This is a genomic window from Rhodococcus sp. NPDC060090 (assembly GCF_042729855.1).
In the GTDB taxonomy this organism is placed as follows: Bacteria; Actinomycetota; Actinomycetes; order Mycobacteriales; family Mycobacteriaceae; genus Rhodococcus.
In genome coordinates this window covers 401,643-417,976 of record NZ_JBHWXB010000002.1, presented here as the reverse complement: position 1 = coordinate 417,976, position 16,334 = coordinate 401,643, and the positions used below count along the sequence as shown (strand labels likewise).

At 65.5% G+C, this 16,334-nt stretch carries 18 protein-coding genes; 6 read left to right on the top strand and 12 right to left on the bottom strand.

What is annotated here, in order from left to right; all coding sequences use genetic code 11:
- Window positions 1-50: 50 nt before the first annotated feature.
- Window positions 51-713, bottom strand: a complete 663-nt coding sequence (locus tag ACFWCF_RS04345; protein ID WP_378557733.1) for an aminodeoxychorismate/anthranilate synthase component II — start codon at window positions 711-713, stop codon at window positions 51-53.
- Window positions 714-735: 22 nt separating this feature from the next.
- The gene (locus ACFWCF_RS04340; protein WP_378557581.1) at window positions 736-1,461 is read right to left on the bottom strand and encodes a DUF881 domain-containing protein; all 726 of its coding nucleotides are present in this window, start codon (window positions 1,459-1,461) and stop codon (window positions 736-738) included.
- 104 nt (window positions 1,462-1,565) lie between these two features.
- Here ACFWCF_RS04340 and crgA point away from each other — a divergent pair, with 104 nt between their 5' ends.
- Both crgA and ACFWCF_RS04330 read left to right on the top strand, forming a co-directional pair.
- A complete protein-coding gene (crgA, locus tag ACFWCF_RS04335) occupies window positions 1,566-1,832 on the top strand; it encodes a cell division protein CrgA (protein ID WP_378557578.1) in 267 nt (88 codons plus the stop codon).
- 84 nt (window positions 1,833-1,916) lie between these two features.
- On the top strand, window positions 1,917-2,387 hold the full coding sequence (locus tag ACFWCF_RS04330; protein ID WP_378557575.1) for a PH domain-containing protein: 471 nt from the start codon (window positions 1,917-1,919) through the stop codon (window positions 2,385-2,387).
- Here the strand turns inward: ACFWCF_RS04330 and ACFWCF_RS04325 are convergent.
- Window positions 2,372-3,298 carry a rhomboid family intramembrane serine protease gene (locus tag ACFWCF_RS04325; protein ID WP_378557572.1) on the bottom strand — a complete coding sequence of 309 codons (927 nt, stop codon included), beginning with the start codon at window positions 3,296-3,298 and terminating at the stop codon, window positions 2,372-2,374. The two genes, ACFWCF_RS04330 and ACFWCF_RS04325, sit on opposite strands and share 16 nt — an antisense overlap.
- A 37-nt stretch (window positions 3,299-3,335) precedes the next feature.
- On the bottom strand, window positions 3,336-3,863 hold the full coding sequence (locus tag ACFWCF_RS04320; protein ID WP_378489678.1) for a peptidylprolyl isomerase: 528 nt from the start codon (window positions 3,861-3,863) through the stop codon (window positions 3,336-3,338).
- Window positions 3,864-3,979: 116 nt separating this feature from the next.
- On the opposite strand from ACFWCF_RS04320, the gene ACFWCF_RS04315 reads away from it, so the two are divergent.
- The gene (locus tag ACFWCF_RS04315; protein WP_378557569.1) at window positions 3,980-4,438 is read left to right on the top strand and encodes a hypothetical protein; all 459 of its coding nucleotides are present in this window, start codon (window positions 3,980-3,982) and stop codon (window positions 4,436-4,438) included.
- Between the two features lie 151 nt (window positions 4,439-4,589).
- Window positions 4,590-6,545, top strand: a complete 1,956-nt coding sequence (locus ACFWCF_RS04310; protein WP_378557566.1) for an acyl-CoA dehydrogenase family protein — start codon at window positions 4,590-4,592, stop codon at window positions 6,543-6,545.
- A 63-nt stretch (window positions 6,546-6,608) separates the two neighbouring features.
- Here ACFWCF_RS04310 and ACFWCF_RS04305 read toward each other — a convergent pair whose 3' ends face one another.
- Complete coding sequence (locus ACFWCF_RS04305) at window positions 6,609-7,901, bottom strand: lipase family protein (RefSeq protein WP_378489675.1); 1,293 nt, start codon at window positions 7,899-7,901, stop codon at window positions 6,609-6,611.
- Window positions 7,902-7,965: 64 nt separating this feature from the next.
- The gene (locus tag ACFWCF_RS04300) at window positions 7,966-9,669 is read right to left on the bottom strand and encodes an alpha/beta hydrolase (RefSeq protein ID WP_378557563.1); all 1,704 of its coding nucleotides are present in this window, start codon (window positions 9,667-9,669) and stop codon (window positions 7,966-7,968) included.
- Window positions 9,670-9,791: 122 nt separating this feature from the next.
- Here ACFWCF_RS04300 and ACFWCF_RS04295 point away from each other — a divergent pair, with 122 nt between their 5' ends.
- A complete protein-coding gene (locus tag ACFWCF_RS04295) occupies window positions 9,792-10,949 on the top strand; it encodes a hypothetical protein (RefSeq protein WP_378489673.1) in 1,158 nt (385 codons plus the stop codon).
- A 28-nt stretch (window positions 10,950-10,977) separates the two neighbouring features.
- Here the strand turns inward: ACFWCF_RS04295 and ACFWCF_RS04290 are convergent, their stop codons facing one another.
- The 6 genes from ACFWCF_RS04290 to ACFWCF_RS04265 form a co-directional block, all read right to left on the bottom strand.
- A complete protein-coding gene (locus ACFWCF_RS04290; protein WP_378489672.1) occupies window positions 10,978-11,949 on the bottom strand; it encodes a R2-like ligand-binding oxidase in 972 nt (323 codons plus the stop codon).
- Between the two features lie 44 nt (window positions 11,950-11,993).
- Entirely contained in the window at window positions 11,994-13,169 is a 1,176-nt protein-coding gene (locus ACFWCF_RS04285; RefSeq protein WP_378557559.1) for a Dyp-type peroxidase, read from the bottom strand.
- Window positions 13,162-13,680, bottom strand: coding sequence for a copper chaperone PCu(A)C (locus ACFWCF_RS04280; RefSeq protein WP_378557556.1), 519 nt, complete (start codon window positions 13,678-13,680; stop codon window positions 13,162-13,164). Before ACFWCF_RS04280 ends, ACFWCF_RS04285 begins: the two co-directional genes overlap by 8 nt.
- 92 nt (window positions 13,681-13,772) lie before the next feature.
- Complete coding sequence (locus ACFWCF_RS04275; protein WP_378557553.1) at window positions 13,773-14,276, bottom strand: hypothetical protein; 504 nt, start codon at window positions 14,274-14,276, stop codon at window positions 13,773-13,775.
- Window positions 14,277-14,325: 49 nt separating this feature from the next.
- Window positions 14,326-15,489, bottom strand: a complete 1,164-nt coding sequence (locus tag ACFWCF_RS04270; protein ID WP_378489668.1) for an RNA polymerase sigma factor — start codon at window positions 15,487-15,489, stop codon at window positions 14,326-14,328.
- 1 nt (window position 15,490) lies between these two features.
- Complete coding sequence (locus tag ACFWCF_RS04265; protein ID WP_378489667.1) at window positions 15,491-15,898, bottom strand: YciI family protein; 408 nt, start codon at window positions 15,896-15,898, stop codon at window positions 15,491-15,493.
- Window positions 15,899-16,122: 224 nt separating this feature from the next.
- Between ACFWCF_RS04265 and ACFWCF_RS04260 the strand changes: the two genes are divergently transcribed.
- Complete coding sequence (locus tag ACFWCF_RS04260) at window positions 16,123-16,329, top strand: heavy-metal-associated domain-containing protein (RefSeq protein WP_378489666.1); 207 nt, start codon at window positions 16,123-16,125, stop codon at window positions 16,327-16,329.
- The last annotated feature ends 5 nt before the right edge of the window (window positions 16,330-16,334 follow it).

Sequence of the window (16,334 nt, the reverse complement as noted above, 5' to 3'; positions counted from 1 at the left end):
GGGGCCGAGCTCCTTCGTCTTATGGAAACCGAGGCTTGGTCGCGGCGACGTCAGGCGGCGCCGCCGTCGAGCGCCCGGGCCATGTCGGCTTCGAGCTGAGCGACGAGCGTTTCCTCCGGCGCCCGGCCGCACACCGCGAGCCAGTTCGCCAGCATGCGATGACCGCTCTGGGTGAGCACCGATTCGGGATGGAACTGCACACCGTGGATAGGAAGTTCCGCGTGCCGCAGCGCCATGATCACACCGCTGTCGGTCTGTCCGGTGGCGACGAGTTCGTCGGGCATCGTCTCCGGGAGCACGGTCAGTGAGTGATAGCGGGTCGCGGTGAACGGGTCGGGTAGACCGGCAAGGACTCCGGTGCCGTCGTGGTGCACGAGGCTGGTCTTGCCGTGCCGGAGTTCCGGGGCACGATCGACGGTTCCACCGAATGCGACACCGATCGACTGGTGGCCGAGACACACGCCGAGCAACGGTGTGCGTGAGGCGGCGCAAGCCTTGACGAGATCGATGCTGACACCTGCGCGTTCGGGGGTGCCGGGGCCGGGACTGAGCAGGATGCCGTCGAATTCCTCGACGATCGTCTCGAGTGCACCGGGCGCTGTCAGCCTCTCGTTGTCGTTGCGCCACACTTCTGCCCGGGTCCCGAGCTGACCGAGGTACTGCACGAGGTTGAACACGAAGCTGTCGTAGTTGTCGACGACGAGAATGCGCATGGTGAGAAGAGTACTCACCGGGTTACCGTGCCGAGGCTCCACCGGTGTAGGCGGGGACGGTGAGCTCGGAACCGGCGTGCTGCGTGAATCCCAGACCGTAGCGCGTGGAGTACTGCTTGTAGATACGCACTCCGGGTTCGGCGTCGAGTGACGTCGCGATCTTTGCCGGATCTCCCAGCGCCGTGATGACGTACGGCGGCGAATAGGTGCGGCCGTGCAGTAACAGGGTGTTGCCGATACAGCGGGGTGCCGACGTCGCGACGATCCGCTGGTCCTGCATCGAGATGGCTTCGGCGCCACCCGCCCACATCGCGTTGAGCACGCTCTGTACATCCTGCTGGTGCACGACGAGGTCGTCGGGCGAGGCGTCGGCCGGATACCGGCCGTCGGCGTTGCGCGGTGCATCGGTCAACGTGACGGTGACGCCGGCACCCTGTCGTTCGGTCAGGCCCGCCGGATCTTCGAGCGCAGCGAGCTGCTCGAGCACGGCGGCGACCTCGTCGTCGTCGGTGGCGGCACCACTCTGAATCTGCGCGACCTGCGTGGCCAGCGTGTCGCGGGTGGCGGCGAGGTCGTCCGCTTCGGTCTGCGCCACGCGCACGAGGTCGGACAGGCGCTGCGAATCACTCGCGCGTAGTTCGGTGCCGTCGGAGACCCCACGGGTGGTGCCGAGCAGCAGCCCCGCCACCAGACACACGACGAGGGTCGCAGAGCCCCAGACCAGAGCGCGCAGCCGACCGTCCGACACGTCGAACCTCCATTTCGGCCACTGCGTTAGCGTGTACAGCACAGGTAGATGCCCAACCTACTCTGCCGGCCTGCAGGAGGCGGAGTCGTACAAGCGAGGACACCATGCCCAAGTCGAAGGTCAGGAAGAAGAAGGACGACGCGGTCGAAAGGTCGGTCAGCCGCACACCGGTGAAGGTGAAGGCCGCGCCATCGGGCAGCATCTTCGTCGCCGTGATGCTCGGCCTGATGATCATCGGCTTGCTGTGGCTGATCGTGTACTACCTCGCCGCAGAGCAGATTCCCTTCATGAACAGCCTCGGTGCGTACAACTTCCTCATCGGATTCGGCTTCATGGTGGCTGGTCTGATCATGACGATGAAGTGGCGGTGACGGACTCCTGCGCAGCGGATTACACACGTGTGATTCATCCCCACCTGTGGAGAAACCTGTGCACAACTGTGCGGAAGTAGCGGCATGACCGAGCGATCTTCACTCGAATGGGCGACGCCGCCCGCCGCGATCGCGGCTCTCGCGGTCGGCGGAGTCGTCCTTGCGGTGGCCGCGGTGTTCGCGGTTCCCGACGCGGTGGGCCGGGTCCTGATCGGATTCGCTGCGCTACTCGTTCTTTCGATGGCATTGTCGGCTTCCCGTCAACGTCCTCGCCTCGCAGTACTCGGCGACGCCGACGGATCGGCATCCGGAATCGCGACCACCCGGCTCACCGGTCGTCGCGAATACCCGCGCACGCAGTTGCACCGGGTGCGCATCGTCGAATACCCGCGCCTCGGGCGGCGGGTTCCGATGCTCGAAATCGACACGATCAATCCGGATACCGGCGACGAACGACTGATGATCTTCGGCCGCTGGGATCTCGGCACCGATCCGCGCGACGTGTACGACGCACTCGCGGTGCATGGTCTGGCGCCCGATCACACACCCAACTGAGAGCGCAGGCGTAGCACGGCGAGCACCACCAGTACGAGCCACACCACCGCCGTTGCGCCGAGCGCGATCCATCCCGTGCGGACGATCTTGTTCCGGTCGGTGCCTGCGCCGAGATACTGCGGCGCGTAGAGCAGGGCGGCCGTCGACGCGGCACCCGCGACCAGCCCGCCGAGGTGTCCCCACAGGGAGATGCCGGGGATGGTGATGCTGATGAAGACGTTGAGCGCGACCACGGCGAGGACGGGCGCGGGGCTACGACGCAACCGCAGCAGGATGACGGCCTGCGCGCCGAGCAGACCGAAGACGGCGCCCGACGCTCCGACGGTGACCGCATCGGGCTGCAGGAACATCACGGCGGCGGAACCGCCGACGATCGACACCGCATACACCGCGAGATAGCGGGCCCGGCCGAGCACCAACTCGGTGTCGCGGCCGATGATCCACAGCGCGAACATGTTGACCGCGAGGTGTATCAGGCCGTAGTGCAGGAAGCCGCTGCCGAGCACCCGGATGTAGTCGCCGTCGGCAGCGATCATGGGCGGCCACAGCGCCCAGTCGAGGAACAGGCGTGACGACTGCTCGTTGTTCATCACGCTGCCGGACTGCGCGGCGGTGATCCCGAAGATCGCGACGTTGAGCGCGATGAGGATGTAGGTGACCAGCGGGGTCGGCCGGTCGGTGCGTACGGGCGCACCGGCGACGGTGCGGGCCTGCGGTGCGGAGCGTTGCGCAGTCGCGACACACTCGACGCACTGATGCCCCACCGATGCGGGGCGCAGGCAGTCTGGGCAGAAAGGGCGGCCGCACCGCGTGCACGCGAGCAGTGTGGGGCGGTCGGGGTGGCGGACGCACCGCGGCTGGGACGCGGGGCCGCCCCCCTCGGCCGCCTCGCCCCAGCCGGGGTTCGTCATGTGTTCTCTCTCAGACTGTTCAGACGGTATTTCTGGCTCAGGCGATGGTGATGCTGTTGATCACGATGTCGTCGGTCGGGCGGTCGCCGCGATCGGTTGCGGTGCCGCCGATGGCGTCGACGACCTTCTTCGACTCCGCATCGACGACCTCGCCGAAGATGGTGTGGCGACGGTTCAGGTGCGGGGTCGCGCCGAGCGTGATGAAGAACTGCGAGCCGTTGGTACCCGGGCCTGCGTTCGCCATCGCGAGGAGATACGGACCGTCGAACTGCAGTTCCGGATGGAACTCGTCGCCGAACTGGTAGCCCGGGCCACCGCGACCGGTTCCGGTCGGGTCGCCGCCCTGGATCATGAAGCCGTCGATGATGCGGTGGAAGATCGCGCCGTCGTAGAACGGGCCGGTGGCCTCGCCCTTCGCGTTCTGGGTCTTGTACTCCTTCGAGCCGTCGGCGAGGCCGACGAAGTTCTCGACCGTCTTCGGCGCGTGGTTACCGAACAGGGAGATGACGATGTCTCCACGGTTGGTGTGGAGCGTGGCGGTTGCTGTCTGCTTGGGTGAAGTCACACCCCCATGTTGCCATCCCTGTGTTGTTCGGCGCGGCACTCCTTCCTACTGTGATGCGCGTCCCGCGCTTCTGCCGGGAGGATGGGCCGGTGTGGCAATGTGGAGCCATGACGAGTGTGAGCGAGTCCGTTTCGAAAAGCGCCCTTCCTGAGTCCGTCCGCAACCTCGTACGTCCGATCGACGACACCACCAACCTCGGTGGTGCGCTCCGTGTCGCGGGTGACGGTGCTGTGGCACTGGCTCAGGGCTCTGCGGCAGCCGGTCTCGTCGTCGCTCGCAAGAGTGTCGACGCATCCAAGGAACTCGCCGCTCACGCGCGGCGCGCGCGCGAAGAGGTATCGCCGCTGATCAAGGCCGCCACGGAGAAGGCTCGGGCCGAGAAGGCCGCTGTGCAGAAGAGCGCCCCGAAGTCGCGTGGCGGACGGAAAGCTCTGATCATCACCAGCGTTCTCGGCGCCGTCGTCCTCGGTGGTGTCGTGTTCTACCGCACCCGTCGCCCGTCGTTCCCGCCGGTCGCGGCAGAGGCGCCGCGCGTGCAGGCAGTGCCCAGCGACGACGAGCCCGCGGGCGCCTGAGTCACCGGTCGCCGATGGCGAGGCCTCGGCTGTCCCCCGGACGTTCGGGTCGGCCGGGGTTACCGGTCGGTATCGAATCCATCGAATGGTGTGTCCAGTACCACAGAAGGGCGGATACTCGCGGGTAGACACTCTCTGATGGAGGCGCATCATGACCGGATCCGCACACGTCACCGAAGAACAAGCACGCGCAGTCGCCGAAGAATCACGCGAAACCGACTGGGACAAGCCCTCGTTCGCGAAAGAGTTGTTCCTCGGCCGGCTCACCCTCGATCTCGTCCACCCGTTCCCACGTCCCACCCCCGATGAGGACGCGCGCACCGAAGAGTTCTTGACGAAGCTTCGGAACCTGTGCCGAACCATCGACGGCAGCGTCATCGAACGCGACGCGGCGATCCCCTCCGAGTACGTCGCCGGACTCGCCGCCCTCGGGTGCTTCGGCATGAAGATCAAGCCCGAGTACGGCGGACTCGGGCTCTCCCAGGTGGCCTACAACCGCGCATTGACGCTGGTGGCGAGCGTGCACCCGAGCATCGGCGCCCTACTGTCGGCCCATCAGTCGATCGGTGTACCCGAACCGCTCATGCTCGCAGGGACCGACGAACAGAAGCGCGAGTACCTCCCCCGATGTGCGAAGGGCGCCATCTCGGCGTTCCTGCTCACCGAACCCGACGTCGGTTCCGACCCCGCACGACTCGCATCGACGGCAACGCCGATCGACGACGGCGACGCGTACGAGCTCGACGGGGTCAAACTGTGGACCACCAACGGGGTCGTCGCCGAACTGCTCGTCGTGATGGCACGCGTTCCCCGCATCGACGGCCACAGTGACAAGGCACATCGGGGCGGGATCTCGGCGTTCGTCGTCGAAGCAGATTCTCCGGGCATCACAGTGGAGCACCGCAACACGTTCATGGGGTTGAAAGGCATCGAGAACGGCGTCACACGCATGCACAAGGTGCGGGTCCCCGCGCGAAACCTCATCGGGCGCGAAGGAGATGGGCTCAAGATCGCACTGACCACACTCAACGCCGGGCGTCTCGCCATTCCCGCCATGTGCTCCGGCGCGGGCAAATGGTCGCTGAAGATCGCGCGGGAGTGGTCGTCGGCGCGAGTCCAATGGGGCAGGCCCGTCGGAGAACACGCTGCGGTCGCCTCGAAGATCTCGTTCATCGCCGCCACGACCTACGCGCTCGAGTCCGTCGTGGAGCTCTCCGGACAGATGTGCGACGAGAAGCGCAACGACATCCGCATCGAGGCCGCGCTCGCGAAACTGTGGTCCAGCGAAATGGCGTGCATCATCGCCGACGAGCTCGTACAGATCCGCGGTGGTCGCGGATACGAGACCGCGCAGTCGCTTGCGGCGCGCGGCGAACGTGCCGTGCCGACAGAGCAATTGGTGCGTGATCTGCGTATCAACAGGATCTTCGAAGGGTCGAGCGAGATCATGCGGCTGCTCGTCGCGCGAGAAGCGGTCGATGCGCACTTGAAGGCCGCGGGTGATCTCGCCGATCCCAAGGCTTCCGTCGAAGCGAAGGCGAGGGCCGCAGCGAAGGCGAGTGGTTTCTACGCCAAGTGGCTCCCCAAGCTGGTGACCGGCAAGGGGCAGCTCCCGAAGTCCTACGCCGAATTCGGTGCTTTGGCTGCCCATCTCAGGTACGTGGAACGTTCCTCTCGGAAGCTCGCACGGTCGACGTTCTACGGGATGGCCCGCTGGCAGGCCGGGCTCGAGAAGCGACAGAACTTCTTGGGACGCATAGTCGACATCGGTGCCGAACTGTTCGCGATGGCGGCGTGCTGCGTCCGTGCCGAGCGGCAACGCGCCGACGGGCATCCCGGCGCCGACGATGCCTTCGTGCTGGCCGATACGTTCTGCGACCAGGCGCGCATTCGTGTCGAGGCACTCTTCGACGGGTTGTGGACCAACACCGACGACGCCGACGTCGCGCTCACCCACGGTGTGCTCGAGGGTCGCTACACGTGGCTCGAGAACGGGGTGCTCGATCAAAGTGAAGGTACCGGTCCGTGGATCTCCGAATGGGCTCCGGGAGCATCGGCGTACGAGAACCTCGCGCGGCGCTACGGTGTGTCGCCGAATCCGACCTGAAACGGCGACGAAACGGCCCGCGCTCGAGGAGCGCGGGCCGCATCACATCACGTCATCGGTGGATCAGAATGCCCCGCAGTTCGACGGTGCGGGATTGTCTGCGAAGCGATCATTCATGTACGCCACGGCCTCGGGCATTCCACCGAGCATGGGCAGCGCATGGTTGACGATGAATCCGGGAAGGATCGGCGGAGTGTTGTTCGGGGAGAACTGCACCGTAGCGCCCTGGGCGCACCAATCCAACGCCATCTGCCGACCCTGGCCGTACGGCACGGTGTCGTCCTGAGTGCCGTGCTGCACCAGGACCGGAATCTGGGGCGCCCGCAAGCCGATTCGCTGTTCTGCGATGGCCTCCTGGACCTCCGGGATCCGCCCGATCACCACGCCGAGCGGTTCGCCCGTGCGCGTGTAGTCGCTGGTTTGCTGGAAACCGAAACGGAACAGGGTCTCGGGCAAGCACTGATTCGCTACCGCCGCGAGCATCTCGCGACCACGATCGTTGATCTCGGCGTCGATGACGTCCGCCAGCTTCGGGTAGGCCTCCACCAGACCGTTGGTGGTGTAACCGATGGCGCCCGTGAGGGCGGTGCCGTCGATCTGATCGAGCGTCGCGACCAGGTCTGCCGGCGGAGCACCAGCGTATGCACCCTTCAGATCGAGTTCGGGGGCGTAGCTGGGTGCCAGCTCGGCCGCAGCCGATACAGCGCCACCACCCTGCGAGTAGCCGAAGAGTCCCACCGGGCCGTCTTCCGAGATGGAGGCCTCGGGCAGATTCTGGGCGGCGCGGACGGAATCGAGCACCGCGTGGGCTTCGGCCGCGCGGTTGACGTACGTGTGGTGCCCGGGTGTGCCCAGACCGTCGTAGTCGGTGATCACCACGGCGATGCCCTGCAGCAGCATCGCGTTGATCGAGATCAGTTCGTATTCGGTGAAGAGATCGAGTGGCGGCGTGTACTGCACCACGTGGTTGAGAGCCTTGGACGGTGCGCACTGGTCGCCCTGGCCCTGTGTTCCGGGTGCCAGCGCGATCAGCGGTCGCTCACCCGGCCCGTTCCACGCCATGGAAGGTTCGAGGTAGGTTCCGCTCACTGCGTTCGCGTCGCCGTTGGCGTCGTTACTGCGGTAGAGCAGCCGTGTTCCCTGAGCGGGGAATACGCCGTCGGGCGTGGGCACGCGGATCGCGAGATCGGAAGACTCGGTACGAATGAGGTCGCCCGGTGCTCCGGTCAGTACCTCCGGAGGCTGGTAGAAGTCTCCTTCTGCATTCGCAGTCGCCGGGCCGACCAGCAGACCTGCCAACATCGCCGCAGAAACGAGTCCCGCTGACACCCCCCATCGCACAGTACGACCCGCCATCGATTCCTCCGTTTTGTCAAAAAAGTGTGCCGCCCATCACGGCAGTACGCAATGTAACACGTATCTACTCGGCAGTAGGTTCAAGCTCCGAGTTCTGTGACCTGCCGGAGAGCGCATTCTGCACCCGTATGGTGTCGTCACTGCCCCATCCCTGCGGAACGAGAATTTCTGCCCACAGATCGGCCGCGTCCACCCCGTACGAATGACCGTGCCCGTCGGGTACGTCCGCAGAAAAGACCATGTCCAAGGTCACCTGCCAGAACGTCACGAACGGTATCCAGCGCATCCCCGGGTCCACGTCGGGGCCGAGCGGCTCACGCAACCAATCGGGCTCGTGCAGAATCAGATCGAACGACCACCACGTGATCGGGTCGCTCGCATGCTGCCAGAACACCACACGTGGAAACTCCCACTCGCCCGGAAGATCGGCATCCTCCGGTACGGACGCGAACCGGATGTTCCGCCCGCCGTCGACGATCGGCAGACGCTCGAGGGAACCCTCGTCGCGACCCTCGGTGATCCTCCCCCACGGCTCCGCGAAATTCGGTGTGCCCACGAGCAATGCACCGTCGGTCATGGCAACGAGCGCTTCGCCGGACGCGAAAGCCGCTTGACCACCGTATGATCCGAGACTCTCTCCGAAAACCACGAGTTTCGGTCGTGTGTCCTCGGGAAGTTCCTCCCACCTCGTGTACACCGCGTCGAACAACGCGCGCCCGGCATCCTGGGGGGTTTCGCGATCGGCCAGGAAGGCCAATGGACTCGGCAGGAACGAATACTGCATCGCCGCAATCGCGGAATCACCACCACTCACGAATTCCAATGCACCTGCGACATTCTCGTTGACCCAACCGCGTCCGGTCGTGGTCACCACCGCCAGCACCGCCCGATCGAACGCCCCTGTCCGGTCCAGCTCCGCGACCACCTTCTCTGCGCCTTCCTCGACGGTGCCGACCGACTCCTTGCCCACATACGCACGAATCGGCGTCAACGCGGGTTCTCCGGTGGCAGCGGTGATCTCATCGGTGGTCGGACCACCGGAAACGAAGGTGCGGCCTTCACGTCCCAGCGTGTCCCACGCTTCGAGCGAGTCGGGTGAGCCGGACCGCTCGGGTGCCGTCGGCCGGCTCACCCCTTCTGCCGTCCCGTGATCCGATGCGGCGGCAGACGTCTCCGCGACCGAAAGGATTCCCCGATACACACCGCGATCGAACACCACCACGAGCACCAGTGCGACGACGATGGTCGCGGCAACTTTCGCGACACTGTCAGGTAGGAATCGTGCAGAGATCGCGGACAGCCACACCACCTCGAACCTCAGGAGACGTGCCACGGCGATCAGCAGGAGCGCCACCGCCAGTGAGACGAGCAGAACCGGCAGATACAGAAGGCGTTCGAGCCGTTCGAGGCCGACCAGTTCCCGAACGACCTGCTGCCACCACGACCCGAGGACAAGGAAGGTCGGGATCACCACCAGCGCGGTGACGGCCAGCAGCCACCACCCGCGACGCCGAGTCGTGTCGGTCCACTGTGGGCGCACACCGCACCTGCGCAGAATCCACGCGACAAGGCATCCGATTCCGTATCCGGTAGCGATCGATATTCCGGTCGCGACGCCCTGCAGGTACCACACGCGCGGCAACAGCGACGGCGACATCGACTGGGCGAAGAAGAACAGCGCGACAGCGAGCCCGACCGGATGGGCCGCGCGCCGATAGACGATCTCCTTGAACGACCCGGACTCCGATGCGCCCTCCTGCTGCGTCATCGCTGGAGTGTAAAGCGGATATTCAGGGCATGCGCGGGTTACGGTGGCCCATACGGCGTGCCACGCCCTCCCGGAAGCACAAGGGGGCATGATGTAAGCAAATCGTTACAGGGAGGGTTCGAATGGCAATCGGGGTAGGGCTTCGGATAGGCAGGATTGTCTCCACAGCTGTGGTGGCATCCAACGAACCCGGCACCCCGGATCCCGTTGTCATCGCACGCGACACCGTCCTGCACATCGACCACGACGGCAACTCCCAGCTCGGCGGTTCGACCCGAGCGATCGACGAGGCACGCACCCTTTCCGGCTTCCTGTCGCGCGTCGGCGACCCCGGAGGAATTGCTGCGAGCGACGGCCGTGTCTACCGCGCCGAGGATGCCATGGCGACCGCGGTTCACTGCCTCCTCAACGAATGTCATCCGCTTCCGACCTTCGGAGGCATGGACAGGGACACCGACCCGGGCTACACCGCCACATACCCGTCGCATTGGGATCCGACGAAGGTCTCGGTGCTACGCGCCGCCCTCGACTACGCCGAACTGAGACACGTCGACCTCGTCTCCGATGCCCAGGGCGCCGCAACGTGGTACGCATCGGAAATCTCCGAAACTCCGGGCCTTCTCATCGGCGTCTATCACGTGGACGACGCCGGATCCACGGTCACACTGGTTCGCTCCGGTGTTCCTGCGGGAAAGGCCTTCCGTGTCGCTGCGAAGGGTGCGCCGTCCCCGGCTGCACAACTCGCGACGGCGCTCGGCGCATTCGGGTGGATGCCCCACAACCTCGATGCCGTCGTGGTCATGGGCGACGGACTCATCGCACGCGACCGGTCGCACATTCAGGAGATCGCGAACATCCTCTCGACGAAACTGATGGTGCGGAGCCTCGTCGGCCCGGGGCCCGAGCAGACCGCTGCCCTCGGCGCCGCGATCCTTGCCACCGGGTTCACACCCGCACGAGAAAAGAAGGCGCGCATCGGCCTGCCGCCGTCGTACGACCGGACAGATGTCCTCACCGGAGGATTCGCGCGCATGCGCGAAGCCGAGTCCGACTCGGAGGCAGACATACCGGTGGCTGTTGCCACCACCGGCACGCCTCCGGCCCGAGAGTCGGCGGGAGGCTCCTCAGCAACCGAAATGGTGGGCGAGGATCAAAAAGCACTGAGCACCACCAGTGGCCCCGAGCCACCCGTCGATCCGAAGGTGTCGACGCGTACGTATGCGCTGGCCGGGATCGGTGCAGTGATCCTCGTGCTTCTGGCGCTCGCCTTGATGCTCTGACTATTCGACGCTGATTACTCGACGCTGCCTACTCGGCCGTGTCCGTCCCGGTGATCGAGGCGAGTTCCGCCGCGTCCTCGGCGCCGAACTTCTCTTCGAGAACCTCCGGTGTGTAGTCGAGGTCGATCTCCTGAACGGGCCGCCCACGCGCGGATTCGATCGCCCCGAGGCGACGTTGCGCCCTATCGGCCGCATAGACGACGAACTCCTCGGGCTCGAGTCCGTAGGGCTGTTCGTCGAACTGGTCGTTGACCCACCCGATCATCCCCAGTGCCATGGGAAGCAGCTCGTTCATCCGTTCCTGCACGACATTCCAGTTCGAATCGTCGGCCGCAACGTGTCGCCGGCACGTGAACGTCCCCCAGGCCATGTGACGACGTTCGTCGTCGCCGATGCGCCGCACCAGTTCCTGCATGCCCGGCAGGATCCCCCGCGTCGTGCACACCTTCTGCCAGGCGTAGTAGCCGGTGAGGGCGAGGCTTCCTTCGATCACGTGGTTGTAGGTGACGCTCGCCCGCACCTGGTTCGCGGGTGACGGATCGGAGTCGAGCACCTTCAGACAGTGCGGTAGTTCTTCGTAGAACAGCTGACGGTAGTAGGGGTTGTCGGCCACATACGGATGCAGATCGGACGTGAGGCCCACCTCGTCCATCCACAGCCGGAACACCTGCATGTGTTTGGCTTCCTCGAAGCAGAACTGCGTCAGATACATCTCGTCGCCGATCCTGCCTTCGGCCGCCATCGCCCGGAGGAACGGTTGGATGTCCTGGGTGACCGCCTCCTCGCCGGCAACGAACTGCGCCACGAGGTACGTCGAGCTGCGCTGTTGCTCGGAGTTCAGGTCTGCCCAATCCGCGGCGTCGCGGGAGAAGTCGAGGTCGTGAGGATCCCAGAACTTGGCGTTGCCCTTCGAGAAGAGCCGAAGAGGGAAGGCGTCCCAGTTGAGGCCACCTTCCCTCAGCGACGCAAACCCCTGACGTTGCTGTGTTACCCCGGTCACATCAATCAGGCTAACCCCGTCCGAGCCCGGCGTCACACATTTGGTCAGTTCTCCAAGAGCACATCCCCCGGATATCCATCGGACCCATATCCAGGAGGTATAACGAAGACGGCAGATCCGACCGGGGTGGTCCACATGTTGAGTGCGTCGTGCTCTGCAAGGCGTTGCTGCACGGGAACGAACTGCCGATCCACGTCACCCTGATACGCGGCGAACAGCAGACCTGAGCCGTCGCCGTCGTCGTAGTTGTAGGCGCGGCGGAGGAACTGTTCGTCGGCGCTCCGCGGCCGAGCCCGAGCGACGTGCGACTGCGGCGGAATCACCGGGATCCCGTGGTCGTCGACCGCCTCGAAATCGGCATCCTCGTGCTCGGTGGTGCCGGTCAGAGGCGAACCGTCCGATTGCCTGCGACCCATCACGAGGTCCTTGGCAGGACGGTCGAGCTCGTCCCACGTGTCGAGCTCCATGCGAATGCGACGCAATACGAGTGACGTCCCACCCGTCAGCCAGGCCGGCTCAGCGACATTCCATACCTGACGATCGAAGTCCGGGGTCGCCGGTGGCGGATTGACGGTGCCGTCGACCTGGCCCATCAGGTTGCGCATCGTCAACCCGTCGGGTCTGGTGCCCACGGCATGCCTGAAGCCTCGTTGCACCCACCTCACCGACGCACGCGACCGCACACTCTTGGTGAGCGTGCGCACCGCATGCGACACCGTCACCGGATCGTCGCCACACACCTGCAACAACAGGTCGCCACCCGACCAACGGTCCTCGAGCCTGTCGATGTCGAACAGCGGTAGCGGCCGAAGCCACGACGGTCGTGCAGCGGCCAGATCTGCCGTATCGAACACGGCGCTGCCGTAGCCGACGGTGATGGTGAGCCGCGCGGGATCCACCGCCAGCTCGGGTTCGGTGTCACCCAGCGCCGGCATTCCCTGGCTGAGCCGACGTGTGTCCTCGGCCCACACCTTCATGACCCCGATCAACCCGACACGATCGACATCCGGTTTCAGGTCGAAGGCGACGAACGAGGAAAACGCCTGCGGTGCGGTATCGATCCCTGCCTGGTGCACACCGTGGCAGTCGACAGTGTTCGCTCCCATCCGCTCGGGTTCCCGAGTCGCAGCAGCGACTCCCGCGCCCGCCGCACCGAGACCGACCGCACCCAGCACCGCGGCGCCACCACCCAGCAGACGACGACGACTGAGCTCAGCCACTGTGATCGGCTCCGGCTCCACCTCCGTGCCCGGGCGCGTATTCCTCCTGGGCACCCGCGAAGTCCCGCACCTGGGCTGTGAAGTCCTTCGTGGAACCGTCGTCGAAGGTGAGGGTGAAGCTCACGTCGGCTCCGGGGACGATCGGTCCGGTCAGATCCATGAGCATGAGGTGGTCGCCTCCGGGTGCGAGGCTGTGCACACTGCGGGCCTCGACGACGAACCCGGATTCGGATTCCCGCATCATCACGGCGCCGCCGTCGACCGCGACCATCTCGTGCAGTTCGGTGCTGCCCGCGCTGGGACTCGTTGCCGACACGATGTGCACGTCTTCGTCGCCGGTGTTCTCGAGTTCCGCGAACGCGGCGGTCATGCCGGAGTCGGCTGCCTTCGCCCAGGAGGACGAGACGACGAGCGAGTCTGCGGTGACCGTGTTGTCGCTGTCGGTACTGCAGCCCGCAACGAGAACGGCGGCGGCGGTGAGTAGAAGTGGTGTTCTGAAAGTCTTGATCATCGGGTTTTTCTCCATACTGTCTTCCGGGCATGCGGCCACGCCGATCGCCGCACAGCAGCGATCCCGGGAGGGGCTCGTGAACGAGGTCGAGGTCAGGCCGCGAGAGCCGGTGGACCTCGCGTGCCGAGCCCGGCGGCGGGGAGAAGCACACGACGTGTGCGCGGACGGTGCTCGACCCACGGTGTGACGCGCGAACGCACGGGCGGCGCGGTGTAACCGCGTGGGACGAGACGATGCAGTGCTGCCAGCGCGATGCTGCAGCCGCGCTCTGCGCCGATGATCAGCACAGCCGCGACGCCCACTGCCGCAATGTGCGCGGCGACCATGGCGAGGCTCGGCACGTGTATGTGCCCGGACTCGAGAACGAGTGCGATGTGGCCGAGAATTTGGCCTACCGTGAGGACTGCGATCGCGGAAAGGCGAGTTCCCGCCGCCGTCGCCCCGACCGCAACTGCCGCCGCGAGGAGAAGGGCAACAGAACCCTGACCGGGCGTTGCTCCCCCGCCCGCTGCATGAGCGGCGATACTGACTGCACCGGAAGTACCCCCGACGAAACACCCGCGCGTATGCGCCACGAGCGTGCGTTCGGTGAACATGACCCAATGGTACGTCTGGTACTACGAAGCGTCGTACAGGGCCGTCGTTTCACGTGAAACATGCACCCGGCCCGGGTATCAGCCGACTCACTCTCGCCGCTTGCCTCATGAGATGGTGACGTTCTGCCAGATTGGAAGCCGACCGAGCCGCTTCGGCATACATCCGCGCGGCATCCGCGAGATCACCTGCCTTCTCGTGGAGATACGCCGAGGCTGCGCGGTGTCGCGGCAGATCGGGATCTACTGCGGCCAAGGCCGCGAGCCCTGCCGCAGGACCGTCGGCCTCACCGATCGCGACGGCACGGTTGAGTTCGACGACCGGGCTTCCGGTGAGGCGAAGCAACTCGTCGTACCAACCGACGATCTGCACCCAGTCGGTTTCGTCGACCCGCAGCGCGTCGGCGTGCAGGGCCGCGATGGCGGCCTGGGCCTGGAACTCGCCGAGCCGGTCTCGGGCCAACGCGGCCTGCAGAATCTCGACGCCCTCGGTGATGAGCGAGATGTCCCAGCGGGAGCGATCCTGCTCGGCCAGCGGGACCAGGCTCCCGTCCGCACGCGTACGAGCGGATCGACGAGCGTGGTGCAACAGCATCAACGCCAGCAGCCCGGCGGTCTCCTCGTCGACGTTCGTGCCCGCCAGCTGCCGAGTGAGCCGAATCGCTTCGGCAGCCAGGTCGACCTCGCCTGTGTAGCCCTCGTTGAACACCAGGTAGAGGACGCGTCGCACCGTTGCGAGATTGCCCGTCGATTCGAACCGCACACCAGCGACGGTTCTCTTCGCCCGGCTGATCCGCTGTGCCATCGTCTTCTCCGGCACGAGGTAGGCCGATGCGATCTGCCTGGTCGTCAGACCCCCGACGGCGCGCAGCATGAGTGCCACGGCCGACGTCGGGGTCAGGGACGGATGGGCGCACAGCAGGAACAGATGCAGCGTGTCGTCGGCCGTCTCGGTCGGGCCGGGTGGCGGCTCGATCACGACTCGCTGCTCGCGATCCCTACGCGCCGTCTCGGAGCGATACACGTCGACGAACTTGCGCCACGACACCGCGACCAGCCACCCCTTCGGGTCCGCGGGTGGGCGGTCCGGCCATGCCCGGACCGCCTCGATGAGTGCTTCCTGCACGGCATCCTCGGCGGTCTCGAAGTCGACTCCGCGATGCACGAGGACGCCGATCGCTGCGGGTGTCAGCTCCCTGAGCAGCTGTTCGTCCACGTCACTCGGTGATCGTCGGCGGTGCGGTGAGGAACGGCCGCAGTTCGAGCCACTCGTGGATCGGCTTGCCGCCGGCACCCGGGGCTGCCGACAACTCACCGGCAAGCGTCACGGCGCGCTCATAGGAGTCGACGTCGATCACCATCCATCCGGCGATGAGGTCCTTCGTCTCCGCGAAGGGTCCGTCGGTGACCGGCGGGCGTCCCTCACCGTCGTATCGGACGAACGTGCCTTCGGGTGCGAGGGCCTGGCCGTCGACGAATTCACCGGTCTTTTCGAGTTTCGCCGCGAAATCGTTCATGTACTTCACGTGGTCGTCCACCTCTTGCGGGGTCCACTGATCCATGGGGACACTGTTCACGGATTCGGGTGCGCCGCGGTAATGCTTGAGCAACAGGTACTTCGCCATCGTGGTCTCCTCGGTTCTGCGCAACCCCTATGGCCGCATCCACACCTGGGACGGAGCTGTTCGGCCGGTCTCGACATCGTCGGCAGAATTTCTTCGAAGTTTCTCGTCCCCAAGATCCCACGCGGCCACCGAGTGGTCCACCCCATCGACAATTGATACCCGTGGGGGGTATAGGTACATTGGTCGATGGAACGTCTACCTGCACCGATCGAGAAGAGGAACACATGAGCACCACCACCATCACGGTGACCGGCATGACCTGCGGACACTGCGTTTCCTCTGTCCGTGAAGAAATCGGCGAGATCCCCGGCGTCACCGGAGTGAACGTCGACCTCGAAAGCGGACGCGTCGACATCGAATCGAACACCGTGATCGACACCTCAGCAATCGCAGCAGCAGTCGACGAAGCCGGCTACACGATCGCCGGCTGACCGAC